Origin of the sequence: Salmonella sp. 32082101201600294FB01SM01, assembly GCF_017572865.1 — a bacterium.
Lineage (GTDB): Bacteria > Pseudomonadota > Gammaproteobacteria > Enterobacterales > Enterobacteriaceae > Salmonella > Salmonella enterica.
Window position 1 is genome coordinate 440,307 of record NZ_JAGESB010000001.1, and the last position, 23,498, is coordinate 463,804.

Annotated in this window: 20 protein-coding genes and 1 pseudogene; 6 read left to right on the forward strand and 15 right to left on the reverse strand. The window is 52.9% G+C overall.

Going from position 1 to position 23,498, the window contains the following annotated elements:
• Positions 1-204 precede the first annotated feature (204 nt).
• The 5 genes from asnB to nagB form a co-directional block, all read right to left on the reverse strand.
• Complete coding sequence (gene asnB, locus J4645_RS02120; RefSeq protein WP_000337032.1) at positions 205-1,869, reverse strand: asparagine synthase B; 1,665 nt, start codon at positions 1,867-1,869, stop codon at positions 205-207.
• A 289-nt stretch (positions 1,870-2,158) separates the two neighbouring features.
• On the reverse strand, positions 2,159-2,911 hold the full coding sequence (gene nagD / locus J4645_RS02125) for a ribonucleotide monophosphatase NagD (RefSeq protein ID WP_000153143.1): 753 nt from the start codon (positions 2,909-2,911) through the stop codon (positions 2,159-2,161).
• A 46-nt stretch (positions 2,912-2,957) separates the two neighbouring features.
• Positions 2,958-4,178 (reverse strand): N-acetylglucosamine repressor, encoded by a 1,221-nt coding sequence (locus tag J4645_RS02130; protein ID WP_001529052.1) that lies wholly within the window; start codon positions 4,176-4,178, stop codon positions 2,958-2,960.
• A gap of 4 nt (positions 4,179-4,182) precedes the next feature.
• The gene (nagA, locus tag J4645_RS02135; RefSeq protein ID WP_001528982.1) at positions 4,183-5,337 is read right to left on the reverse strand and encodes an N-acetylglucosamine-6-phosphate deacetylase; all 1,155 of its coding nucleotides are present in this window, start codon (positions 5,335-5,337) and stop codon (positions 4,183-4,185) included.
• Between the two features lie 59 nt (positions 5,338-5,396).
• Positions 5,397-6,197: a glucosamine-6-phosphate deaminase gene (gene nagB, locus J4645_RS02140; protein ID WP_001237059.1), complete on the reverse strand. Its 801-nt coding sequence runs from the start codon at positions 6,195-6,197 to the stop codon at positions 5,397-5,399.
• A gap of 326 nt (positions 6,198-6,523) precedes the next feature.
• Between nagB and nagE the strand changes: the two genes are divergently transcribed.
• The 4 genes from nagE to chiQ all read left to right on the forward strand — a co-directional run bounded on the left by nagE (position 6,524) and on the right by chiQ (position 12,803).
• Positions 6,524-8,476, forward strand: coding sequence for a PTS N-acetyl glucosamine transporter subunit IIABC (gene nagE, locus J4645_RS02145; protein WP_001023069.1), 1,953 nt, complete (start codon positions 6,524-6,526; stop codon positions 8,474-8,476).
• Between the two features lie 210 nt (positions 8,477-8,686).
• Positions 8,687-10,354, forward strand: coding sequence for a glutamine--tRNA ligase (gene glnS / locus J4645_RS02150; RefSeq protein ID WP_001287186.1), 1,668 nt, complete (start codon positions 8,687-8,689; stop codon positions 10,352-10,354).
• A gap of 660 nt (positions 10,355-11,014) precedes the next feature.
• Positions 11,015-12,421 (forward strand): chitoporin, encoded by a 1,407-nt coding sequence (chiP, locus tag J4645_RS02155; protein WP_001258803.1) that lies wholly within the window; start codon positions 11,015-11,017, stop codon positions 12,419-12,421.
• A gap of 49 nt (positions 12,422-12,470) precedes the next feature.
• Positions 12,471-12,803: a ChiQ/YbfN family lipoprotein gene (gene chiQ, locus J4645_RS02160; RefSeq protein ID WP_000722260.1), complete on the forward strand. Its 333-nt coding sequence runs from the start codon at positions 12,471-12,473 to the stop codon at positions 12,801-12,803.
• Between the two features lie 48 nt (positions 12,804-12,851).
• On the opposite strand, the gene tcuC is transcribed toward chiQ, so the two are convergent.
• The 9 genes and pseudogenes from tcuC to ybfF all read right to left on the reverse strand — a co-directional run bounded on the left by tcuC (position 12,852) and on the right by ybfF (position 20,487).
• The gene (gene tcuC, locus J4645_RS02165; RefSeq protein ID WP_000057011.1) at positions 12,852-14,156 is read right to left on the reverse strand and encodes a tricarballylate/proton symporter TcuC; all 1,305 of its coding nucleotides are present in this window, start codon (positions 14,154-14,156) and stop codon (positions 12,852-12,854) included.
• A gap of 50 nt (positions 14,157-14,206) precedes the next feature.
• The gene (tcuB, locus tag J4645_RS02170) at positions 14,207-15,346 is read right to left on the reverse strand and encodes a tricarballylate utilization protein TcuB (protein WP_000811136.1); all 1,140 of its coding nucleotides are present in this window, start codon (positions 15,344-15,346) and stop codon (positions 14,207-14,209) included.
• Entirely contained in the window at positions 15,333-16,736 is a 1,404-nt protein-coding gene (gene tcuA / locus J4645_RS02175; RefSeq protein WP_023215221.1) for an FAD-dependent tricarballylate dehydrogenase TcuA, read from the reverse strand. The genes tcuB and tcuA overlap by 14 nt, the downstream gene beginning before the upstream one ends.
• Before the next feature lie 97 nt (positions 16,737-16,833).
• Entirely contained in the window at positions 16,834-17,760 is a 927-nt protein-coding gene (gene tcuR / locus J4645_RS02180; RefSeq protein ID WP_023215222.1) for a tricarballylate utilization LysR family transcriptional regulator TcuR, read from the reverse strand.
• 114 nt (positions 17,761-17,874) lie between these two features.
• Positions 17,875-18,327, reverse strand: a complete 453-nt coding sequence (fur, locus tag J4645_RS02185; protein ID WP_000131699.1) for a ferric iron uptake transcriptional regulator — start codon at positions 18,325-18,327, stop codon at positions 17,875-17,877.
• Positions 18,320-18,405: pseudogene (locus tag J4645_RS02190) on the reverse strand (ryhB-regulated fur leader peptide). Before J4645_RS02190 ends, fur begins: the two are co-directional and overlap by 8 nt.
• Before the next feature lie 203 nt (positions 18,406-18,608).
• On the reverse strand, positions 18,609-19,139 hold the full coding sequence (gene fldA / locus J4645_RS02195) for a flavodoxin FldA (protein WP_001018621.1): 531 nt from the start codon (positions 19,137-19,139) through the stop codon (positions 18,609-18,611).
• A 150-nt stretch (positions 19,140-19,289) separates the two neighbouring features.
• Positions 19,290-19,583 carry a LexA regulated protein gene (gene ybfE, locus J4645_RS02200; protein ID WP_001040939.1) on the reverse strand — a complete coding sequence of 98 codons (294 nt, stop codon included), beginning with the start codon at positions 19,581-19,583 and terminating at the stop codon, positions 19,290-19,292.
• A 133-nt stretch (positions 19,584-19,716) separates the two neighbouring features.
• Entirely contained in the window at positions 19,717-20,487 is a 771-nt protein-coding gene (ybfF, locus tag J4645_RS02205) for an esterase (RefSeq protein WP_000773245.1), read from the reverse strand.
• 184 nt (positions 20,488-20,671) lie between these two features.
• On the opposite strand from ybfF, the gene seqA reads away from it, so the two are divergent.
• Together seqA and pgm are read left to right on the forward strand one after the other, a co-directional pair.
• Positions 20,672-21,214 carry a replication initiation negative regulator SeqA gene (seqA, locus tag J4645_RS02210; protein WP_000848395.1) on the forward strand — a complete coding sequence of 181 codons (543 nt, stop codon included), beginning with the start codon at positions 20,672-20,674 and terminating at the stop codon, positions 21,212-21,214.
• 24 nt (positions 21,215-21,238) lie between these two features.
• On the forward strand, positions 21,239-22,879 hold the full coding sequence (gene pgm, locus J4645_RS02215; protein WP_000974385.1) for a phosphoglucomutase (alpha-D-glucose-1,6-bisphosphate-dependent): 1,641 nt from the start codon (positions 21,239-21,241) through the stop codon (positions 22,877-22,879).
• A gap of 114 nt (positions 22,880-22,993) precedes the next feature.
• On the opposite strand, the gene J4645_RS02220 is transcribed toward pgm, so the two are convergent.
• Positions 22,994-23,479, reverse strand: coding sequence for a pyridoxamine 5'-phosphate oxidase family protein (locus tag J4645_RS02220; protein WP_000070057.1), 486 nt, complete (start codon positions 23,477-23,479; stop codon positions 22,994-22,996).
• Positions 23,480-23,498 lie beyond the last annotated feature (19 nt).

Consider the following 23,498-nt stretch of genomic DNA (forward strand, 5'->3'; position numbering starts at 1 on the left):
CTTATCGGCGTTGCGGGGCGCATTATGCGTATTGAGCCTTGAAGCGTCAACCTCTTTTTCATCGAAAAACGTCGGAAAGTGTCTGTTTGGTTAGGTTGCGAACAGCGTGGCGCAATATTCGGCAATTATTGGTTATTAATCGTTTTTCCGAAAGTGGTTTGCTATAAAAAAAGAGCCCCTAAGGGCTCTTTCGTCATCGTTAATTTACTGGTACGCCGACTGATGCACGCCGACCGCGCGGCCTGACGGGTCATCCATCGTTTTGAATGCTTCATCCCACTCAATGGCTTTGGCGGAAGAACAGGCCACGGACGGGCCGCCGGGTACGCATTCCGCCGCGCTCGGCACCGGGAACAGCTCTTCAAAAATTTCCCGGTACAGATACGCCTCTTTAGACGACGGCGTGTTGTATGGAAAGCGGAAGCGGGCGGTTTCCAGTTGTTGATCGGAAATCTGTTTCGCCGCCACCTCTTTTAGCGTATCAATCCAGCTGTAGCCTACGCCGTCAGAGAACTGCTCTTTCTGACGCCACGCGACGCTTGCCGGCAGATAAGACTCGAAGCACTCGCGCAGCACGTGTTTTTCCATCTTGCCGTTGCCGCACATTTTATCCTGTGGGTTGATACGCATCGCCACGTCGAGGAATTTTTTATCCAGGAACGGTACGCGCGCTTCCACGCCCCAGGCGGACATCGCTTTGTTGGCGCGGGCGCAGTCATACATATGCAGCGCCTGTAGCTTACGAACCGTCTCTTCATGTAACTCTTTGGCGTTCGGCGCTTTATGGAAGTACAGGTAGCCGCCAAACACCTCATCGGAGCCTTCGCCGGAGAGCACCATTTTGATGCCCATCGCTTTGATCTTACGCGACATCAGATACATTGGCGTTGAGGCGCGGATAGTGGTCACGTCATAGGTTTCAATGTGATAAATAACATCACGAATGGCATCAAGACCTTCCTGCACGGTGAAGTGAATTTCATGATGCACGGTGCCGAGGTGGTTAGCCACTTCCTGGGCCGCCTTCAGGTCAGGCGAACCTTCCAGACCGACTGCAAAAGAGTGCAACTGTGGCCACCAGGCTTCGGAGCGCTCCTGATCTTCGACGCGACGGGCGGCGAATTTTTTGGTGATAGCCGAGATAATCGACGAGTCCAGACCGCCGGAGAGCAGCACGCCGTAAGGGACGTCGGACATCAGGTGGCTTTTCACGGATTCTTCCAGCGCCTGGCGCAGCGCGTTTTTGTCGGTAACGTTGTCTTTTACCGCATCGTAATCGAACCAGTCGCGCTGATAGTACTGACGAATTTCGCCGTCTTTGCTCCACAGGTAGCTGCCCGCCGGGAACTCTTTAATGGTGCGGCAGACCGGGGTCAGCGCTTTCATTTCTGACGCTACGTAGAAGTTGCCGAATTCGTCATAGCCCATGTAGAGCGGAATAATACCGATATGGTCACGACCAATCAGATAAGCGTCTTTTTCGCTGTCATACAGGGCGAAGGCGAACATCCCCTGTAAATCGTCAAGGAAATCCGGCCCTTTTTCCTGATATAGCGCGAGGATAACTTCGCAGTCGGAGCCTGTCTGGAACGCGTAACGATCGCCATACTCCGCGCGTAACGTCTGATGGTTATAAATTTCACCGTTCACCGCCAGTACGTGGGTTTTTCTGGCGTTATACAGGGGCTGGGCGCCGGCGTTAACATCAACAATCGACAAGCGTTCATGTGCGAGAATCGCGTTATCGCAAGCGTAGATGCCGGACCAGTCCGGGCCGCGATGGCGCATCAGGCGTGACAGTTCAAGGGCTTTTTTACGCAGTTCCGCTGCATCTGTTTTGATATCGAATACGCCGAAAATAGAACACATAGCCTTCTCCGTTAATCTGTTGCGTCGTACTTTTTGTGTTTGCTTGACTAAAAAATGCCGCAAAGGCGTGGAAGGCGCAAGGGGATTACGGTCTGAAAAATGAAAAATGCAATCGTCATTGTTGATTAGTGAAAAATGATTACGTATTGCGTGGATTTATTGATGGATCTTCAGTTTTATCGTGGTTTAATTGAATTATGTTTTTCCTGATGGCGTTTCGCTTATCAGACCTACAATGTTGTTCGAACCGTAGGCCTGAAAGCGGCGCGTCATCAGGCAGGGGACAGGTTTAGATAACGTCGATCTCAGCGACGGAAGGGTAAATCCAGCTTGGGCGGAACGGCATACTGTCAATATCATTGATTGTTGATACGCCTGAAAGCACCAGAATGGTCTCCAGACCGGCCTGGAATCCCGCCAGAATGTCGGTGCGCAGGTTGTCGCCGACGATAACGGTCTCTTCCGAGTGCGCCTGCATTTTGTTTAACGCCGCGCGGATGATCCACGGGCTGGGTTTGCCGACATAAAACGGCTTCCGGCCGGAAATTTTTTCAATGCCTGCGCACAACGCGCCGCAGGCCGGATAAAAGCCGCGACCGTGGGTATCCGGATTGGTGGCGATAAAGCGCGCGCCATTGGCGACGAAAAATGCTGCTTTATGCATCATGTCCCAGTTGTAGGAGCGGGTTTCTCCAACGATGACAAAATCAGGGTTCACATCGGTAATGGTAAAACCCGCTTTATAGAGCTCGTGAATAAGCGCGCCTTCGCCCACGACATACGCTTTCTTACCTTCCTGACGGCGCAGAAAATCGGCTGTCGCCATTGCTGAAGTATAAAACACGCTGTCCGGCACGTTAACGCCAGCGGTAGCAAAACGGTTCGCCAGATCCTGGCCGGTTTGCGACGGGTAATTGGTCAGCAGCACCAGCGGCAGACCTTTTTCCAGAATCCCCGTCAGAAATTCCGCCGCACCGGGTACGGCTACGTTGTCGTGCATCAGCACGCCGTCGATATCGCAGATTACATTCTTGATGGTCATGAACTACCCAGGGAATTTGTGAATAATCCGATACTATAAGAGCGCATCAACTTTCCAGCAAACGTTGCAGCAATGTTCCGTTGAGCATGGCGCGTTTAACTAAGGCAAATGCGCCGATAGCAGAACGGTGATCCAGCGTGGAGCGTACCACCGGCAAATTTTTGCGAAATGCCTTTAACGCCTGCGTATTGATACAGCTTTCGATAGCGGGCAACAGGACTTTATCGGCTTCAATGATCTCGCCGGCAATGACGATTTTTTGCGGATTAAACAGGTTGATAGCAATGGCGATCGTTTTGCCCAAATGGCGACCAACATGCTCAATGACTTCCGAGGCCAGGCTGTCGCCCCGGTTTGCCGCCTTACAGATGGTTTTAATTGTGCAGTCGTCAAGCGGAACACGGCTTTGATACCCTTGTTTAAGTAAATTCAGCACCCGTTGTTCAATCGCCACATTGGCGGCAATGGTTTCCAGACAGCCGAAATTACCGCAGTGGCAGCGCTCGCCCAACGGCTCCACCTGAATGTGCCCAATTTCGCCGACGTTGCCGTTACGGCCAATGAAGATGCGCCCGTTGGAGATAATCCCGGCGCCTGTACCACGATGGACGCGCACCAGAATCGAGTCCTCGCAATCCTGACTGGCGCCGAAGTAGTGTTCCGCCAGCGCCAGGCTACGAATATCGTGTCCCACGAAACAGGTAACGTGAAACCGTTTTTCCAGCGCTTCGACCAGTCCCCAGTTTTCAACCTGAATGTGCGGCATGTAACGAATCACGCCGCTTTCCGGATCGACAAGCCCTGGCAGGATCACCGAGATAGCGATCAATTCACGAATTTTACGCTGACAGCTATCAATAAAGACGGCGATGGTGTTGAGCAGCGCGTGTTCCAGCGTCTCCTGGGTGCGCTCCGGCAGCGGATAATGCTCCTCAGAGACCACTTTACTGCTCAGATCGTAGAGCGTTAAAGTGGTGTCATGACGACCCAGGCGAACGCCAATGGCATGGAAGTTGCGGGTTTCCGTGACGATAGAGATAGCGCGGCGGCCTCCGGTAGAGGCCTGCTGATCGACTTCTTTGATCAGCCCGCGTTCAATGAGTTGACGCGTAATTTTCGTTACGCTGGCGGGAGCAAGCTGGCTTTGCTCGGCAATTTGTATGCGCGAGATAGGACCATGCTGGTCAATCAGGCGGTAAACGGCCGCGCTGTTAAGCTGTTTTACGAGATCAACGTTACCTATCTGAGCTTGTCCGCCTGGTGTCATATTCTCACTTACTCAAGTCAACGACCTCGTCACCATTAACGATGGTCTTGATAATTTTAAAATCGTGGGTGAACGCGGTCAGGTTGGCGACTTTACCCGGCGCAATGCTACCGAGATGTTTATCAACGCCGATAGCGCGTGCCGGATAGAGCGTTGCCATGCGCAGCACTTCATCCAGCGCGATGCCGCAATGCGCGACCAGGTTACGTATGCCTTCAATCATGGTTAAGGACGAACCGCTCAACGTACCGTTTTCATCCACACACAGTCCATTGCGGTAGTATATTGTTTTACCTGCGAAAATGAACTGCTCAATATTGGCCCCCGCCGGTGCGGTGGCGTCTGTCACCAGACAAAGTTTGTCGCCTTTCAGGCGTTTGGCATTGCGAATGTTGGCGTAGTCGACATGCAGACCATCGGCGATAACGCCGCAATAAATATCCGCTTCGTCCAGAACAGCGCCAGCAAGGCCCGGCTCACGCCCTGTAATGTACGGCATCGCATTAAACAGGTGAGTCGCAAAGGTAATCCCGGCGCGGAAGCCCGCTTTTGCCTCTTTTAACGTCGCGTTGGAGTGGCCTGCGGAAACCACAATGCCCGCATTCGCCAGTTTAGCGATTACGTCGGCAGGCACCATTTCCGGCGCGAGTGTAACTTTGGTGATGACGTCGGCATTATCGCACAAGAAATCGACCAGCGCAGCGTCTGGTTTACGCACGAAATCAGGATTATGGGTGCCTTTTTTTACCAGATTAAGCCAGGGGCCTTCCAGGTGGAGACCCAGCGCCTGGTGTGGATGTTTTTCCAGGTATTCGCGCATGACGCGAATGCCCTGTTTCATCAATTCGTCGCTGGTAGTGATAAGCGTTGGCAGAAAGTTAGTACAGCCCGATTTTTCATTGGCTTTCTGCATAATTTCCAGCGTTTCAACGCTGACGGCTTCTGCGGTATCGTTAAACTGCACGCCGCCGCAGCCGTTTAACTGCACATCAATAAAACCGGGGGAGAGAATGGCCCCATTCAATGAGCGTTGTTCTATTCCCGGCGGCAGTTCGGCCATCGGACAAACGCGGTCAATCAGGCCATTAGCGACAACAAGCGCATGGTCATCAAGAATTTCGTGACCGGTAAAGATCCGGCCCTGGGTTAAAGCATACATTCTGACCCCCGATATCAAAAATTTACCGCCCCGCATTGACTGGCGGGGCGGAGACAACATTACAGACCTTTAATATTTTCTGCTTCTAATTCATTGAAATATTTCAATGTTTTAACTTTAAGTTCCATTGTGGACGGCTCATCGCATACCACAACCGCTTTCGGATGGAGTTGCAGGCAGCTAATAGTCCACATGTGGTTGACGTTGCCTTCAACCGCCGCCTGCAGCGCCTGGGCTTTCTGATGGCCCAGCACCAGAATCATCACTTCTTCCGCATCCAGCAGCGTGCCCACGCCTACCGTCAGCGCGTATTTCGGCACCTGGTTTACGTCGCCGTCAAAGAAGCGGGAGTTCGCTACGCGAGTATCATGGGTTAACGTTTTGATACGGGTACGGGAAGCCAGGGAAGATGCCGGTTCGTTAAAGGCGATGTGACCGTCGTTGCCGACGCCGCCCATAAACAGATGGATTTTACCGTAAGAACGAATTTTTTCTTCATATTGACGGCATTCTGCATCGATATCCGGTGCGTTACCGTTGAGAAGATTGATGTTTTCTGCTGGAATATCAACGTGATCGAAAAAGTTACGATGCATAAAGCTGTGGTAGCTTTCCGGGTGCTCTTTCGGCAGGCCAACATATTCGTCCATATTAAAGGTGACCACATGCTTAAAGCTGACCTCGCCCGCTTTGTGCATCTCAACCAGCGCTTTGTACGCCGTTAGCGGCGTGCCGCCGGTAGGCAGTCCAAGGACAAACGGACGATCGGCGGTCGGTTTGAACGCATTAATACGGTTAACGATATGGCGAGCGGCCCATTTGCCAACCTGTTCTGCGGTACTCAGGGGGATCAGTCTCATTCTTCACCTCAATAATCAATGTCAAAATTTGGCGGATCGTATTAAGCGTAACCTGGATATCCAGGGTTCGTGTTCAATCCGTCCTGATTTTTTGAATCATAAAATAAGTTTTCCGTGTTAGCCAGTGGATGGTGGGGGTGATTACGATATTTAGTGATTATAATCACAAAAAACACCCGTTTAATTTGCGAGGCGAATTAATTTTCCACACACTCTGTAGAAGATGATCTCACCGTTCGATTACAGAACATCACGTTTTTAACGTTTGCAACACAATAAAAAACGGCTTCAAAGAAGCCATATCGGCGTCTCGTAGGGGGAATAAGATGAATATTTTAGGTTTTTTCCAGCGGCTGGGTAGGGCGTTGCAGCTCCCTATCGCCGTGTTGCCGGTGGCAGCGTTGTTGCTGCGATTCGGCCAACCAGATTTGCTGAATATGCCGTTTATCGCGCAAGCGGGCGGGTCTATTTTCGATAACCTGGCGCTGGTCTTCGCTATCGGCGTGGCATCCAGTTGGTCTAAAGATAGCGCGGGCGCGGCAGCGCTGGCGGGAGCCGTGGGTTACTTCGTCATGACCAAAGCGATGGTGACGATTAACCCGGAAATCAACATGGGCGTGCTGGCGGGGATTATTACCGGTCTGGTCGGCGGCGCGGTTTATAATCGCTGGTCTGGTATCAAACTGCCTGATTTTCTCAGTTTCTTCGGTGGAAAACGTTTTGTGCCGATCGCAACGGGCTTTTTCTGTCTGGTGCTGGCCGCTATTTTCGGTTACGTCTGGCCGCCGGTACAGCATGGCATCCATGCGGGCGGTGAATGGATCGTTTCCGCAGGCGCGCTGGGTTCCGGTATCTTTGGCTTCATCAACCGTCTGCTGATCCCAACCGGTCTGCATCAGGTACTGAACACCATCGCCTGGTTCCAGATTGGTGAATTCACCAATGCCGCAGGCACTGTATTCCACGGCGACATCAACCGCTTCTATGCTGGCGACGGCACGGCGGGGATGTTTATGTCCGGCTTCTTCCCGATCATGATGTTTGGTCTGCCGGGCGCCGCTCTGGCGATGTATTTCGCCGCGCCGAAAGAACGTCGTCCGATGGTGGGCGGTATGCTGCTGTCTGTCGCGATCACCGCGTTTCTGACCGGCGTAACCGAGCCGCTGGAATTCCTGTTTATGTTCCTGGCGCCGCTGCTGTACCTCCTGCATGCCATTTTGACCGGTATCAGCCTGTTCGTCGCGACGCTGCTGGGTATCCATGCAGGCTTCTCTTTCTCGGCAGGCGCGATCGACTATGTTCTGATGTATAACCTGCCAGCGGCCAGCAATAACGTCTGGATGTTGCTGGTGATGGGCGTTGTATTCTTTATCATCTACTTCCTGCTGTTCAGCGCGGTTATTCGTATGTTTAACCTGAAAACGCCGGGCCGCGAAGATAAAGTTGATGAGATGGTAACGGAAGAAGCCAACAGCAACACCGAAGAAGGGTTAACGCAACTGGCGACCAGCTATATTGCTGCGGTTGGCGGTACGGACAACCTGAAAGCGATCGATGCGTGTATTACCCGTCTGCGCCTGACCGTGAATGACTCTGCTCGTGTCAACGATGCGGCCTGCAAACGCCTCGGCGCTTCCGGCGTGGTGAAACTGAACAAACAGACCATTCAGGTTATTGTCGGCGCGAAAGCGGAATCGATTGGCGATGAAATGAAGAAAGTGGTGGCGCGGGGGCCGGTCGCGGCAGCGTCTGCTGATGCGGCTCACGTTGCAACACCTGCTCCGGCGGCCAAACCCCAGGCGGTGCCGAATGCGGTGACTATCGCTGAACTGGTCTCTCCGATTACCGGTGAGGTAGTGGCGCTGGATCAGGTACCGGATGAAGCTTTCGCCAGCAAAGCGGTCGGCGACGGCGTAGCAGTGAAACCCACCGATAAAACCGTGGTTTCTCCGGCCGCGGGTACTATCGTGAAAATCTTCAACACTAACCACGCGTTCTGTCTGGAAACCGAAAAAGGCGCGGAGATCGTTGTCCATATGGGTATCGATACCGTCGCTCTGAACGGTCAGGGCTTCAAGCGTCTGGTAGAAGAGGGGGCGGAAGTCACGGCGGGTCAGCCGGTTCTGGAACTGGATCTGGACTTCCTGAATGCCAATGCGCGTTCCATGATAAGCCCGGTTGTTTGTAGCAACAGCGATGACTTCAGCGCTCTGGTCATCAAAGCGGATGGTCACGTGGTAGCGGGTCAAACGCCACTGTACGAGATCAAGAGCAAATAATCGCTTCCTGGCCGGATAAGGCGTAAGACGTCATCCGGCGATATCACAGAAAACATAAGCGGCAGAGGGGAACCTTCGCCGCTTTTTTTTACCGCAATTAGCCCCAATATTTTCTGCAAAGCCACTTTTTAAGTAACTAAAGGTTGTCAGTCTGTCCGGCTTATAAGATCATATGCCGTTATACGTTGTTTACGCTTTGAGGAATCCACGATGAGTGAGGCTGAAGCCCGCCCGACTAACTTTATTCGTCAGATTATTGATGAAGATCTGGCGAGTGGTAAACATACCACTGTCCATACCCGTTTTCCGCCGGAGCCGAATGGCTATCTGCACATCGGCCACGCGAAATCTATCTGCCTGAACTTTGGCATCGCGCAAGATTATCAGGGCCAGTGCAACCTGCGTTTCGATGACACCAACCCGGTAAAAGAAGATATCGAGTACGTTGATTCGATCAAAAACGACGTCGAGTGGTTAGGCTTTCACTGGTCTGGCGATATTCGCTACTCCTCCGATTACTTTGACCAACTGCACGCCTATGCGGTCGAGCTGATCAATAAAGGCCTGGCCTACGTTGATGAGCTGACGCCGGAGCAGATCCGCGAATACCGCGGTACGCTGACCGCGCCGGGTAAAAACAGCCCGTTCCGCGATCGCAGCGTGGAAGAAAACCTCGCGCTATTTGAAAAAATGCGTACCGGCGGTTTTGAAGAGGGTAAAGCCTGTCTGCGCGCTAAAATCGACATGGCGTCGCCGTTTATCGTGATGCGCGATCCGGTGCTGTATCGCATTAAATTCGCCGAGCATCATCAGACCGGCACGAAGTGGTGCATCTACCCGATGTACGACTTTACTCACTGCATCAGCGATGCGCTGGAAGGTATTACTCATTCTCTGTGTACGCTGGAGTTCCAGGACAACCGTCGTCTGTACGACTGGGTACTGGACAACATCACCATTCCGGTTCACCCGCGCCAGTACGAATTCTCGCGGCTGAATCTGGAATACACCGTGATGTCCAAGCGTAAGCTGAACCTGCTGGTGACCGACAAACACGTCGAAGGTTGGGACGATCCGCGTATGCCGACTATTTCCGGTCTGCGCCGTCGCGGCTATACCGCGGCTTCTATTCGTGAGTTCTGCAAACGCATCGGCGTCACCAAGCAGGACAACACCATTGAGATGGCGTCGCTGGAATCCTGCATTCGCGAAGATCTGAACGAAAACGCGCCGCGCGCAATGGCGGTAATCGATCCGGTAAAACTGGTTATCGAAAACTACCCGCAGGGTGAGAGCGAAATGGTTACCATGCCTAACCATCCGAATAAACCGGAGATGGGCAGCCGTGAAGTGCCGTTTAGCGGTGAGATCTGGATCGATCGCGCAGATTTCCGCGAAGAAGCGAACAAGCAGTACAAGCGTCTGGTGATGGGCAAAGAAGTGCGTCTGCGTAATGCCTACGTCATTAAAGCGGAGCGCGTAGAGAAGGATGCCGAAGGGAATATCACCACCATCTTCTGTACCTATGATGCCGATACGCTGAGTAAAGATCCGGCTGACGGGCGTAAAGTGAAAGGCGTAATCCACTGGGTTAGCGCAGCACATGCGCTGCCGATTGAAATTCGTCTCTACGACCGTCTGTTCAGCGTGCCGAATCCAGGCGCCGCGGAGGACTTCCTGTCCGTTATCAACCCCGAATCATTAGTGATTAAGCAGGGTTATGGCGAGCCGTCACTGAAAGCGGCGGTAGCAGGGAAAGCTTTCCAGTTTGAACGTGAAGGCTACTTCTGCCTCGACAGCCGCTATGCAACGGCCGATAAGCTGGTCTTTAACCGCACTGTGGGCCTGCGTGATACCTGGGCGAAAGCGGGCGAATAAGCACTGCGCCAACAGGCGAATGCTGTAAAAATACCTTGTCAACGCCGCGTTCTGCGGCGTTTTTTCTCTGCATTTCCAAGAGCCTATCCCATTAGGGCTATTTTACTTGCCATTTTGGACCTGGGCAGTGCTCGCCAAAACGCGTTAGCGTTTTGAACGCCGCTAGCGGCGGCCCGAAGGGCGAGCGTAGCGAGTCAAACCTCACGTACTACGTGTACGCTCCGGTTTTTGCGCGCTGTCCGTGTCCAAACTGGCTGCGCCAATAACGCCTGGTGGGATAGGCTCTAAGTCGATTCTCTTTTTTGCGAGGCGAATTAATTATTCTCTGAAAATTATTGATCTGATAAATGATTATTAATCTAAATGTTATAAGCGTCAGGTCAACAGGAGACAATTATTTTCATGCCTATGGAAAACAAGTCAATTTTCTTTCTGGCGGTCTGCTTCCCCCACCAGCAGTTGAATGTAACAGAAAGCAATTAAATATGTGCGGTTGCTCATATTATTACATACTGGTTACAGAAAGAGATTGATAATTCGCATCGCGAAAAATAGTCTATTTAACGTAGTAAATGAGGTTTCTCAGCGCTACTTTTTATTTTTATTTTTTCGCTGTTCGCTTTTGTCGGCAGCAATTTATACGTCAAAGAGGATTAACTTATGCGTACGTTTAGTGGCAAACGTAGTACGCTGGCTCTGGCTATCGCCGGTATCACAGCAATGTCGGGGTGGATCGTTGTTCCGCAGGCGCAAGCCTCCGGCTTTTTCGACGACTCCACGTTAACGGGCGGCATCTATTATTGGCAGCGTGAACGCGATCGCAAAGATGTGACCGACGGCGACAAATATAAAACTAACCTTTCTCATGCGACCTGGAACGCTAACCTGGATTTTCAGTCTGGTTACGCTGCGGATATGTTCGGTCTGGATATCGCAGCGTTTACCGCGATTGAAATGGCAGAAAACGGCGACAGCGGTCATCCAAACGAAATTGCCTTCTCGAAAAAGAATAAAGGCTACGACGAAGACTATTCCGGCGATAAGAGTGGTATCAGTCTTTATAAAGCCGCCGCGAAATTTAAATATGGCCCGGTCTGGGCGCGCGCCGGTTATATTCAGCCTACCGGTCAGACGCTGTTAGCGCCGCACTGGAGTTTTATGCCAGGTACCTATCAGGGTGCGGAAGCCGGCGCCAGTTTTGACTATGGCGATGCGGGCGCGTTAAGTTTTTCCTACATGTGGACTAACGAATATAAAGCGCCGTGGCATACCGAAATGGATAAGTTTTATCAGGCGGATAAAAAAACCAATGTAGATTATCTCCACTCCATCGGCGCGAAGTACGACTTTAAAAATGATCTGGTGCTGGAAGCGGCGTTTGGTCAGTCCGAAGGCTATGTCGATCAATATTTCGCGAAGGCCAGCTATAAATTTGATTTAGGCGGCAATCCGTTCACCACCAGTTACCAGTTCTACGGCGCGCGCGACAAAGTAGACGATCGCAGCGTGAATGATATTTACGACGGTACGGCCTGGCTGCAGGCGTTGACCTTCGGCTACAAAGTCGCGGAAGTGGTTGACCTGCGTCTGGAAGGCACCTGGGTGAAAGCGGACGGTCAGCAGGGCTATTTTCTGCAACGTATGACGCCAACCTACGCCTCTTCAAACGGTCGTCTGGATATCTGGTGGGATAACCGCTCCGACTTTAACGCTAACGGTGAAAAGGCGGTTTTCTTCGGCGCGATGTATGACCTGAAAAACTGGAATCTGCCGGGCTGGGCTGTGGGCGCGTCTTACGTTTACGCCTGGGATGCCAAACCGGCAACCTGGCAAAGTAACCCGGATGCTTACTACGACAAAAACCGCACTATCGAAGAGTCCTCATACAGTCTGGATGCGGTTTATACCCTGCAGGAGGGGCGTGCCAAAGGCACCATGTTCAAGCTGCACTTCACCGAATATGACAACCACTCCAATATTCCAAGCTGGGGCGGTGGTTACGGCAACATCTTCCAGGATGAGCGTGACGTGAAATTTATTGTTATTGCGCCATTCACTATTTTCTGATGTCAGATGCGGCAGGCTGCCGGTCTGCCGCGCTGTTGAGGAACGACCTATGAAAAAAATTTTACTCATCGCCAGCATGACCGCCGGTTTGACGGCCTGTGCGTCATCACCCGCGCCGGAAGAAGATAGCCGGCTGAAAGAGGCGTACAGCGCCTGTATCAATACCGCACAGGGCTCGCCTGAGAAGATAGAGGCCTGCCAAAGCGTACTGAATGTCCTTAAAAAAGAGCGCAAACATCAGCAATTTGCTAACGAAGAAAGTGTGCGGGTACTGGACTATCAGCAGTGCATTCAGGCGACGCGCACGGGTAACGATCAGGCGGTCAAGGCTGACTGCGATAAGGTCTGGCAGGAAATTCGCAGTCATAATAACGTGCAATAAAACCCTGCCTTGCCACCCACGGGCGAATGTTTTCCGCCCGTGGTTTTTTCAGGCTTTATTTTCTGCCGCGATATAGCCGCGACTCAGACGTACAAACAGCATCGCCGTCGCGGCAAGTCCACATAACGCCGCGCACATCAGCCACCAGCCGGGCGAGCTTTTATCGCCGGTTAACTTTACCAGCGCGGTAGAGATGGCCGGCGTCAGGCCGCCAAAAATCGCTGTCGCCAGGCTAAAGGCCAGTGAGAAACCAACGGTACGCACATAGACTGGCATCACTTCGGTTAACGCCGCGACCATTGCGCCGTTATACATGCCAAAAAAGAAAGAGAACCACAGCAGTACCAGCGTCATGCGGGTAAAGTCGGGCGCGGCGGTCAGCCACTGCATGACTGGCCAGGTGGTGATTAGCGCCAGCAACGTAATGCCCATTAACACGGCGCGACGGCCAATCCGGTCGGAAATCGCGCCGCCAATGGGTAACCAGATAAAATTGGACACCCCCACCAACATGGTAACGATCAAACTGTCCCGCGCGCTGAGATTAAGCACGGTTCTGCCATAGGTCGGCGTATAAACGGTGATAAAATAAAACGTTGTGGTGGTCATCGCCACCAGCAGCGTTCCGGCCGTAATAATGCGCCAGTTTTTGGCGATAGTTGCAAAAATTTCCCTGGTGTCGGGGCGATGCTTGCGTTGTAAAAACGCTTCTGTTTCTTGTAATGAACGACGTAAAACAAAAATCAGCGGAATGATCATACAGCCGATAAAGAACGGAATTCGCCAGCCCCACTCCGATATCGCGTCGTGTCCCAGCGTGATATTCAGGCTATAACCAATCAACGCGGCAACAACGATCGCGACCTGCTGACTGGCGGATTGCCAACTGGTATAAAACCCTTTATTGCCTGGCGTTGCGATTTCGGACAGATAGACCGAGACGCCGCCTAACTCAACGCCCGCAGAAAATCCTTGTAATAACCGGCCTAACAGCACCAACGCAGGCGCTGCCAGGCCGATCGTTTGGTAGCCGGGGACGAGGGCGATGAGCAACGTACCGCAGCCCATAATCGCCAGCGTCACCATCAGCCCTTTACGACGTCCGATTCTGTCAATATAGGCGCCAAGCACAATCGCGCCGACGGGGCGCATTAAAAAACCGGAGCCAAAGACGGCAAAGGTCAACATTAATGAGGCAAATTCGCTTTCCGCCGGAAAAAACGTTTTGGCGATATAGGTGGCGTAAAATCCGAACAAGAAAAAATCAAACTGTTCAAGAAAATTGCCGCTTGTCACGCGCAGTATTGCGCCGAACGTGCCGGCGCGCGATGTTGCAGGTGTGTGTTGTGCCATAGGGTTTGCTCTCCACTGTCTTTATTGTTTTATGGGTAAGATGTTGCGGGTCAGTTGCCTGTATCCCCCGCATGTTTTCCGCGTCGCTTCTCAATTGCCCATTTGAGTAAGGCCGCGCAGCGGAAAAATCCGTGGGCGAATTTTCCGTAGGGAAGGGTGAGAAAGAGCGCCATCACCACGCCTAAATGGAGCGCCAGCAGTATGCCCATTCCGCTGGTGTCTCTGCCTGCCAGCAGCGCCAGCCCGGTAAGACTGGTTAAGAACAGCAGCAGAATAAAGCTGCGATCCATGGGTTTCTGGCGCGCATCGCCATGTAACGGCGACCGCCGCAGATTGAGCCACAGTAGCCCGGCCGGGCCGATAAGCAGACCGATACCGCCCAGCGTGCCGAGCATGACCGGCAGGCTAAAAAACGGGTAGGGCGCTTCCCAACCGGCGACATAGTGATAGCCCGTCGCCACGACCGTGGCGGCAAAACAGAGCATAAAACCGTAGAAGGTAAAGTGATGAAAGCGACGGCGCAGCAGCGTGAACGCATCGTCCGCTTCGTTACAACCTTTGCCGTGACCGCCGTCGAGATATTTCAGCGTTAACGCATTGTGCGACGCTTCCGCAATCTCCGCCGAACGCGGTACGCCCGGCGAGATCTCACGCCAGAAGCGAATTACGCCCGCCATAAGCAAACCGATTGCCAGCACAAAAACTGAGCCAAACATCCATGCCAGCAGGCTATGCGGAAAAATTTGATAGAAGTCACCGGCCAGCGGTGGATGAATCAGCGACCCTTTCAGCGCCATCGCCAGTAATAAAAAGAGCGTCAGACCGACTATCAGCGCCAGCGCGACGGTGATCCCCGCCCGGCGGTATAACGCGCCAAAAGCGGCGGGCTGGGCATACTGTTGATACGTCTCCAGGCGGGCTTGCGCCATCGCTTTCGGCACGTTAATGGCAAATTCATGGGGTGGCGCGTACTGGCACGCGTGCAGGCAGGCACCGCAGTTATGACATAAATTCGCCAGATAATGAATATCGGCTTTACCGAATTCGAGCCGCTGGGTCATCGCCGGAAATACCGCGCAAAAACCTTCGCAGTAGCGACATGCGTTACACACTTGCATGACGCGTTCGACCTCGGCTTCCGGTTCGGTAAGCACGGTGGCCTCAATGATTAATTTTTCAAGCTGTTTCATGCTGCGCCTCCTTGTGCGCCGCGCGGGCGGCTTCTATTCCCGCAATGCGGCCAAAGGTTGTGCCGATAGACATGCCTACGCCTGCGGTATACCCCTTGCCCAGAACATTTCCTGCCATCATCTCGCCGGCAACAAACAGGTTGCGGCTTGGATGACCGGCAAAATGCACCGCGGCACGTTCGTTAACTTTCAGGCCCAGGTAGGTAAACGTGATGCCGGGTCGCAGCGCATAACCGTAGTAGGGCGGCGCATCAAGCGGGCGCGCCCAGTGGGTTTTCGCCGGCGTCAGGTTTTTGGTGGCGCAGTCATCAAGCAAGGTATGATCAAAATGACCGGGTTGGCAGGCCTGGTTATACTGCGTGACGGTATGGGTAAATTTTTCCGCGTCCAGCCCCAACTGGCAGGCCAGTTCTGACAGCGTATTGGCCTGCGCGCCAGGAAAAACCGGCGGCATAAAGTGGCCGATGGCTTTGCTGTCAATAATCGAATAGCCAATTTGTCCTGGCTGTTGAGCCACCAGCCGCCCCCAAATGGCGTAACGCTTCGGCCAGAAATCTTCGCCTTCATCATAAAAACGTTCGGCGTCGCGATTCACGACAATACCCAGCGATACGCAATCCACGCGAGTACAAATACCGCCGTCGTACAGCGGCGCCCTGGCATCAATCGCTACGCAGTGCGACTGGGACGGATCGCCAATGATATCCGCGCCGGCATCCATCATAAATTTGAGTAATACGCCCTGGTTAAAACGCGTGCCGCGAATCAGAAAGTTATCCGCGGGCCATTCGCCGCGGGCGTTTTCTCCCCAGGCTTCCCGCAGCCATTCACGGTTTGATTCGAAACCGCCAGCCGCTAATACGCAGGCTTTGGCGGTAATACGTTCGCTACCTGCCAGCGCAGCTACGAATTCGCCGTCATGAAGTTCAAGCGCGTGAACCGGCGTGTTATAGCGAATCTGTACGCCCAGCCGTTCGGCGCTACGGTAATAGGCATTGACGAGCGCTTTCCCGCCGCCCATAAAAAACGCATTGGTGCGCGCAACGTGGAGCGCCCCAGATAGCGGCGGTTGAAAGTTAACGCCATGTTTGCGCATCCAGTCGCGGCATTGCGAAGAGGTGCGAATGACCAGCCGCGCCAGCGCCTCGTTGGTGTTGCCGTCGGTGACTCGCCACAGATCCTGCCAGAATTCCTCTTCAGGATAGCTTTCTACCAGCACATCCTGCGGCGCATCATGCATACAGCGCAGGTTTCGTGTGTGCTGAGAATTTCCGCCGCGCCATTCCCGCGGGGCAGCCTCCAGCAGCAGAACCGATGCGCCCGCTTCCCGTGCGGTCAGGGCGGCGCATAATGCGGCATTGCCTCCGCCTATCACCAGTACATCAACCATCTTATACTCCCGTACCATTTAACTATTTGTTAAATTTGTAATTGAAATGTATACGGATAAATAAGCGGCGCGCTATCAGGTAGCGCTAAACAGGGGTTTAGTAAGCGTAAAGGGTTGCGCCTGGCCATTCACCGGCGTCGACTAACTGACGCATAACTTTGGTAAGGACTACTCTGGCGGCAAGGCCGGCGGGCGTCAGTTCATCATCCGACAGGCTGACTAAAAAATTGGGGCGGCTGAGTACCGGATTATGGACGCCGATCACGCGTAGCGCGTCGTTATCCAGATGAGAAATCGCCGCGCCGGGCTGCAACGTGGCGCCAAGATCGTCGCGCACGGCGCGCATCAACAACGCCAGGCCGTCAATTTCCGCGACGATTTCAACGTTAAGCGCATGTTCCTGGCAGACAGCGTCCAGCCTGCCGCGCAGCCCGTGTCCCTGGCTTGGCATAATGAGCGGAATGCCTGCCAGTTGTTCAGGTGTGATCGGGTTATCAGGAAGCGCCGCCAGCAGGGCATGGGAGCCAATCAGAAAAAGCTGTTCTTCAAGGATCGGTCTGGCGCTCCAGCGCAGGATTTTATCTTTTTGAAAGACAACGGCTAAATCAATCTGGCGGGTATTGATCATTCTTTCCAGATTACCGGACAAGCTTTCCACCACATGCAGTCGGACATCGGCATAGTTTTCCTGCATGGCATGGATAAACGGTATACCCAGTATGGAGGCGGTACTGGGGGCCATTCCTACGCTCACATGACCGGAAAGGCGCGCTTCTCTGGCGGCGAGAATCGCATCGTCGGCATGACGCAGGGCGAGTTGCGCCTGCGAATAAAAGGCCAGCCCGGCGTTGGTTGGCGTTACGCCGCGCGAGGTGCGCTGCAGCAGACGGATAGCAAGCTCGTTTTCCAGACGGGACATCTGTTGACTTAATGCTGAAACGCCAATATCAAGATCCTGTGCGGCGCTACCCATACTGCCGGTTTCAATAATACGCACGAAATAGCGTAACTGGCGAAGCTCCATTCCTGCTCTCCTGAGATGCGATAGCGTTTTTTACATTAAATCAACATCAAGCAGCAGGAAAGAGGAGAATATAAAAAAGCCAACCGGGCGGTTGGCTCTTCGAAAGATTTACACTTATTTAGTCGCGTCATCGTGCGCGTGCTCGTCTTCGCGGCAGTCGCCTTCAGCGCAGTGGCCGTAAAGATAGAGGCTGTGATTAGTTAAACGAATACCGTGTTTCGCCGCAATTTCACGCTGGCGCGCTTCAATAGAGTCATCACTAAATTCAATCACTTTTCCGCAGTCAAGGCAGATAAGATGGTCGTGATGATGCTGTTGCGTCAGTTCAAAAACGGATTTACCGCCTTCAAAATTATGGCGGGTCACGATACCGGCATCGTCAAACTGGTTCAGCACACGGTATACGGTTGCCAGACCGATTTCTTCACCCATGTCGATCAGGCGTTTGTATAAATCTTCCGCACTGACGTGATGGTTATCTGGTTCCTGAAGAACTTCCAGAATTTTTAAACGAGGAAGCGTTACTTTCAGGCCAGCCTTCTTTAATGCGGTATTGTTGTCAGTCATGCGGAATCTGTCCTGTTGCTAAACGATTCACTTCATTAGAGAAGTGACAGAAATTGCACTCAAGATAATGCGTATCATTATAGGACTGCCATGCCGAAATGAAAACCGCAAGTCTCTCGCAGATGTTAATAAAACTGTGGTTTTGCCTGCAAATTCTGGCGCCACCTGATTACACCCGGACATTGTACAGGGATGGGTGCGAAAGTTACAAATTTGTAGCAATTATTTTGATTGGTCTTGTCTATTGATGCGGCGCAGATATAACGCTGCGCCGCATAAGATTAGGCGTTGAGGATGTCGTCGAGGTGCAATTCAGCCGAAACTTGCTTAACCCATTTTTCAACACGCTCGGCGGTCAGTTCAGGCTGACGGTCTTCGTCAATCGCCAGACCGACAAAATGATCGTCGTCAGCCAGACCTTTAGAGGCTTCAAAATGATAGCCTGCGGTTGGCCAGTGACCCACAATCGTGGCGCCGCGCGGCTCAATAATGTCGCGAATCGTGCCCAGCGCATCACAGAAGTATTCCGCGTAGTCTTCCTGATCGCCACAGCCAAACAGCGCCACCAGCTTACCGTTAAAGTCAATCTCTTCGAGAGTCGGGAAGAAGTCATCCCAGTCACATTGCGCTTCGCCATAGTACCAGGTTGGGATGCCCAGCAGCAGAATGTCATACCCTTCCAGGTCTTCTTTACTGCTTTTTGCAATGTCATGCACATCGGCAACGTCTTTACCAAGCTGTTTTTGAATCATTTTTGCGATATTTTCGGTATTACCGGTGTCGCTGCCGAAAAAGATGCCAGTGATTGCCATGAGTAAAATAACCTCTTGAAACTTATTGAAATGGTGGTGGCGAATTGCCCACGGATAAGGGCAATCATAGCAGAACAGGCAGATATGCGGAAACAGCAATCACGCGGGACTGCACGCTCTGCTACACGAAATATGAAACAAAACTTATTTTCAGACTAAACCCTGGCCGCGCAGCGCCATAAGCTGCTTCATTAATATTTCTTCAATGAGCTCGCTGCGGCTAATGTTGCGCGCTTCGGCCAGCTCATTCAGCGCGTCAACCGCTTGTGCGTTGAGTTTTAATTCGACACGCTTGAGGCCACGAACTTTGTCGCGTTTTAACTGGTTGCGCTTGTTGATGCGTAACTGTTCATCGCGCGAAAGCGGATTCGTTTTAGGTCGTCCCGGGCGACGCTCGTGCGCGAACAGATCTAATGTCGTACGGTCCGTTTGTTCTTTGGCCATGATTTTGGTGACTTCGGGGGAAACAATCAGCCAGGCTTATGCCCGGATGGATAGCGCGCCATCATACATCAGCGAGGAAGCGACGCCAACGCCCGCGCGCGTAATCGCGCACAGGCGATGAGTTTTTAATCAGTTAGCGTTTATCGTGCAGATAACGGCGGATGGCGCGCAGAACCGCCTCTGGTTTTTCGGCATGTACCCAGTGGCCCGCGCCGGCGATCACATGCGCGCGCGCCAAAGGGAATTGCGCCAGCAGCGCGTCGCGGTACGCTTCGGTCACGTAGGGCGAGTTACCGCCTGGAATAAACAGCGCCGGATGTTCCCAGGGCGGAATGGTTTCCCAGCCGACGATATGCGGATACTGCTCCCATAATACCGGAACATTAAAACGCCATTCGCCTTCAGCCCAGGATTTTAACAGAAACTGGATCACGCCTTCTTCGTTGAGGTGCTGGCGCATAATCCCTGCCGCCTGTTGGCGGGATGTCGCATCGGATTCGCTGACGGCGTTAATGGCCGCGAAAATGCGATCGTGGCGGCGAACGTGATAATCCACGGGGGCGATATCAATCGCGACCAGACGATCGATGCGATCGGGCGCCAGCGCCGTCAGCGCCATTACCGCTTTTCCGCCCATGGAATGACCAATAAACGTCGCTTTTTCAATCTGCTGCGCGTCAAGCGTATCCAGAAGATCCTGGGCCATTGCCGGATAATCCATGACCGGATCGCGCGGCGATAAACCATGATTGCGCATATCGACCTGAATAATGTCGTGATCGGTCACCAGATCGCGCGCCAGTACGCCGAGGTTGTCCAGGCTGCCAAACAGGCCATGAACGAGAACGATGGGGGAATTATTGTGCAGGTTTTGTGCAGATTGCGCTCGGATGTTTAATTTCATGGCAAAGTTCTTTTTTTCGCTCTGTCGGGTTAGGGTATTATGTTGACCATTCTGCCACTGGGCTGCAACCTCTAAGGTTTACTCCGAGTTTTTTTGTCAGCCGGGCTTAACGCTATCCGCTGTTGGGATTTGTTCCTATAATCCCAATGACTTGTATTCAGCAAAGACATCGCACTGGATTAAGATGAAAACGATTGAAGTTGATGATGAACTCTATAGCTATATTGCCAGCCACACCAAGCATATCGGCGAGAGCGCATCCGACATTTTACGGCGTATGTTGAAGTTTTCCGCCACGACACAGCCAACGGCTTCAGCGGTGAAGGGGACGCCTGCGGCGCAACCCGTTGCCGAAGCGAAACCGGTCAACCCGGTAAAAGACAAAGTTCGCGCGATGCGTGAGCTGCTGTTGTCTGACGAATATGCCGAGCAGAAAAAAGCGGTCAACCGCTTTATGCTGATTCTGACTACACTCTATTCACTGGATCACCACGCGTTTGCGGAGGCGACGGAGTCGTTGCATGGCCGCACGCGCGTCTATTTTGCGGCGGATGAACAAACGCTGCTGAAAAATGGGAATCAAACTAAACCTAAGCACGTTCCCGGCACGCCGTACTGGGTGATCACCAACACCAACACCGGCCGTAAATGCAGCATGATCGAACACATCATGCAGTCAATGCAATTCCCGGCGGAATTGATTGAAAAGGTTTGCGGAACAATTTAATCCTTGCATTAGAAGGACCAGGCAATGGCAATCCACAACCGCGCAGGACAACCCGCGCAACAGAGTGATTTGATTAACGTCGCCCAACTGACGGCGCAGTATTATGTACTGAAACCGGAGGCAGGGAATGCAGAACATGCCGTGAAATTTGGCACTTCCGGCCATCGCGGCAGCGCAGGTCGTCACAGTTTCAACGAACCGCATATTCTGGCGATCGCCCAGGCGATTGCTGAAGAGCGGGCGAAGAACGGCATTACCGGCCCCTGCTATGTGGGGAAAGACACCCATGCGCTCTCGGAACCGGCCTTCATTTCCGTGCTGGAAGTGCTGGCGGCAAACGGCGTAGACGTTATCGTGCAGGAAAATAATGGCTTTACGCCAACGCCTGCCGTGTCAAATGCTATCCTGGTCCATAACAAAAAAGGCGGCCCGCTGGCAGATGGTATTGTCATTACGCCGTCGCACAACCCGCCGGAAGATGGCGGTATTAAATATAATCCGCCCAATGGCGGCCCGGCGGATACCAACGTCACTAAAGTGGTAGAAGATCGCGCCAATGCGCTGCTGGCGGGCGGCCTGCAAGGCGTTAAGCGCATCTCTCTGGATGCGGCAATGGCCTCGGGCCACGTTAAAGCGGTAGATCTGGTACAGCCATTTGTCGAAGGGCTGGCGGATATCGTTGATATGGCGGCGATTCAGAAAGCCGGTCTGACGCTGGGTGTCGATCCGCTGGGCGGCTCCGGTATTGAATACTGGAAACGTATCGCTGAGCATTACAAGCTTAACCTGACGTTAGTTAACGATCAGGTTGATCAAACCTTCCGCTTTATGCACCTTGATAAAGACGGCGCGATCCGCATGGATTGTTCCTCCGAATGTGCGATGGCGGGTTTGCTGGCGCTGCGTGACAAGTTTGACCTGGCCTTCGCCAACGACCCGGACTACGACCGTCATGGCATCGTGACGCCTGCAGGGCTGATGAACCCGAACCATTATCTGGCGGTCGCCATTAACTACCTGTTCCAGCATCGTCCGCTGTGGGGCAAAGATGTTGCCGTCGGTAAGACGCTGGTCTCTTCCGCGATGATTGACCGCGTGGTGAATGATTTGGGACGCAAGCTGGTGGAAGTGCCGGTTGGCTTCAAATGGTTTGTTGACGGTTTGTTCGACGGCAGCTTTGGTTTCGGCGGGGAAGAGAGCGCGGGCGCTTCGTTCCTGCGTTTCGACGGTACGCCGTGGTCTACCGATAAAGACGGTATCATCATGTGCCTGCTGGCGGCGGAAATCACCGCCGTTACCGGGAAAAACCCGCAAGAGCATTACAATGAACTGGCAGCGCGTTTTGGCGCGCCGAGCTATAACCGTCTGCAGGCGGCAGCGACCTCGGCCCAGAAAGCGGCATTGTCTAAACTGTCTCCGGAAATGGTCAGCGCCAGCACGCTGGCAGGCGACCCGATTACCGCGCGTCTTACCGCAGCGCCGGGTAATGGCGCATCGATTGGCGGCCTGAAGGTAATGACCGATAACGGCTGGTTCGCCGCGCGTCCATCCGGTACGGAAGACGCTTACAAGATCTATTGCGAAAGCTTCCTGGGGGAAGAACATCGCAAGCAGATTGAGAAAGAAGCCGTTGAAATCGTTAGCGAAGTATTGAAAAACGCCTGATGGGTGATACGAAAGAAAAAGGAGCCTTACGGCTCCTTTTTTGTATTAACGGCGCTGCGCTTATCAGGCCTGTAAATCGCCTCCAGGCCGGATAAGGCGCGTGTGATATCAGACTTATTCGCTCTGAGTCGCCAGATGTCGGCGGCAGGTGAGGGTGTCGCATTCGATACGCACCACGCAAACCGCTTTCATCATATCTTCCCGATAACTGAAGGTTTTTCCCGGATCGGTCTGGCGCATAATGACGTCCAGGCCGTAGCGCATCTCCTCGCGTGTTTGCAATATCGATGCCAGTCCGGTGGCGAAAACGCTGGTGTAGGCGTAGCTATAATCACAGGGGTCATCGGCACGTAGTAATGCATGGTCGCCGTCCATTTCAATGCATACTGCCGGGTTCTTACGTAACAGACGCATCTTTTTCCCGGTGCGTGCGCCGTGAAAATAAAATATCCAGCGTCCGTTCTGATACTCGTAGCCAAAATTTACGGGGACAACATACGGGCAGAGATTGTCGTTAAACCCTATCCGACACACTTCGTGTTTACTGAGAATAGCCAGTATTTCTGCTATATCAGTGACTTCCCGTTCTGGATTACTCATTTCTATTATCTTATTCAAA

Coding starts and splice junctions, on each gene's coding strand:
- chiQ (WP_000722260.1), top strand. CDS start 12,471: ATGAAAAAAATTTTACTCATCGCCAGCATGACCGCCGGTTTGACGGCC.
- nagE (WP_001023069.1), top strand. CDS start 6,524: ATGAATATTTTAGGTTTTTTCCAGCGGCTGGGTAGGGCGTTGCAGCTC.
- tcuB (WP_000811136.1), bottom strand. CDS start 15,346: ATGAAACAGCTTGAAAAATTAATCATTGAGGCCACCGTGCTTACCGAA.
- seqA (WP_000848395.1), top strand. CDS start 20,672: ATGAAAACGATTGAAGTTGATGATGAACTCTATAGCTATATTGCCAGC.
- pgm (WP_000974385.1), top strand. CDS start 21,239: ATGGCAATCCACAACCGCGCAGGACAACCCGCGCAACAGAGTGATTTG.
- fur (WP_000131699.1), bottom strand. CDS start 18,327: ATGACTGACAACAATACCGCATTAAAGAAGGCTGGCCTGAAAGTAACG.
- tcuC (WP_000057011.1), bottom strand. CDS start 14,156: ATGGCACAACACACACCTGCAACATCGCGCGCCGGCACGTTCGGCGCA.
- tcuA (WP_023215221.1), bottom strand. CDS start 16,736: ATGGTTGATGTACTGGTGATAGGCGGAGGCAATGCCGCATTATGCGCC.
- ybfE (WP_001040939.1), bottom strand. CDS start 19,583: ATGGCCAAAGAACAAACGGACCGTACGACATTAGATCTGTTCGCGCAC.
- J4645_RS02220 (WP_000070057.1), bottom strand. CDS start 23,479: ATGAGTAATCCAGAACGGGAAGTCACTGATATAGCAGAAATACTGGCT.
- nagB (WP_001237059.1), bottom strand. CDS start 6,197: ATGAGACTGATCCCCCTGAGTACCGCAGAACAGGTTGGCAAATGGGCC.
- ybfF (WP_000773245.1), bottom strand. CDS start 20,487: ATGAAATTAAACATCCGAGCGCAATCTGCACAAAACCTGCACAATAAT.
- tcuR (WP_023215222.1), bottom strand. CDS start 17,760: ATGGAGCTTCGCCAGTTACGCTATTTCGTGCGTATTATTGAAACCGGC.
- glnS (WP_001287186.1), top strand. CDS start 8,687: ATGAGTGAGGCTGAAGCCCGCCCGACTAACTTTATTCGTCAGATTATT.
- asnB (WP_000337032.1), bottom strand. CDS start 1,869: ATGTGTTCTATTTTCGGCGTATTCGATATCAAAACAGATGCAGCGGAA.
- J4645_RS02130 (WP_001529052.1), bottom strand. CDS start 4,178: ATGACACCAGGCGGACAAGCTCAGATAGGTAACGTTGATCTCGTAAAA.
- fldA (WP_001018621.1), bottom strand. CDS start 19,139: ATGGCAATCACTGGCATCTTTTTCGGCAGCGACACCGGTAATACCGAA.
- chiP (WP_001258803.1), top strand. CDS start 11,015: ATGCGTACGTTTAGTGGCAAACGTAGTACGCTGGCTCTGGCTATCGCC.
- nagD (WP_000153143.1), bottom strand. CDS start 2,911: ATGACCATCAAGAATGTAATCTGCGATATCGACGGCGTGCTGATGCAC.
- nagA (WP_001528982.1), bottom strand. CDS start 5,337: ATGTATGCTTTAACCCAGGGCCGGATCTTTACCGGTCACGAAATTCTT.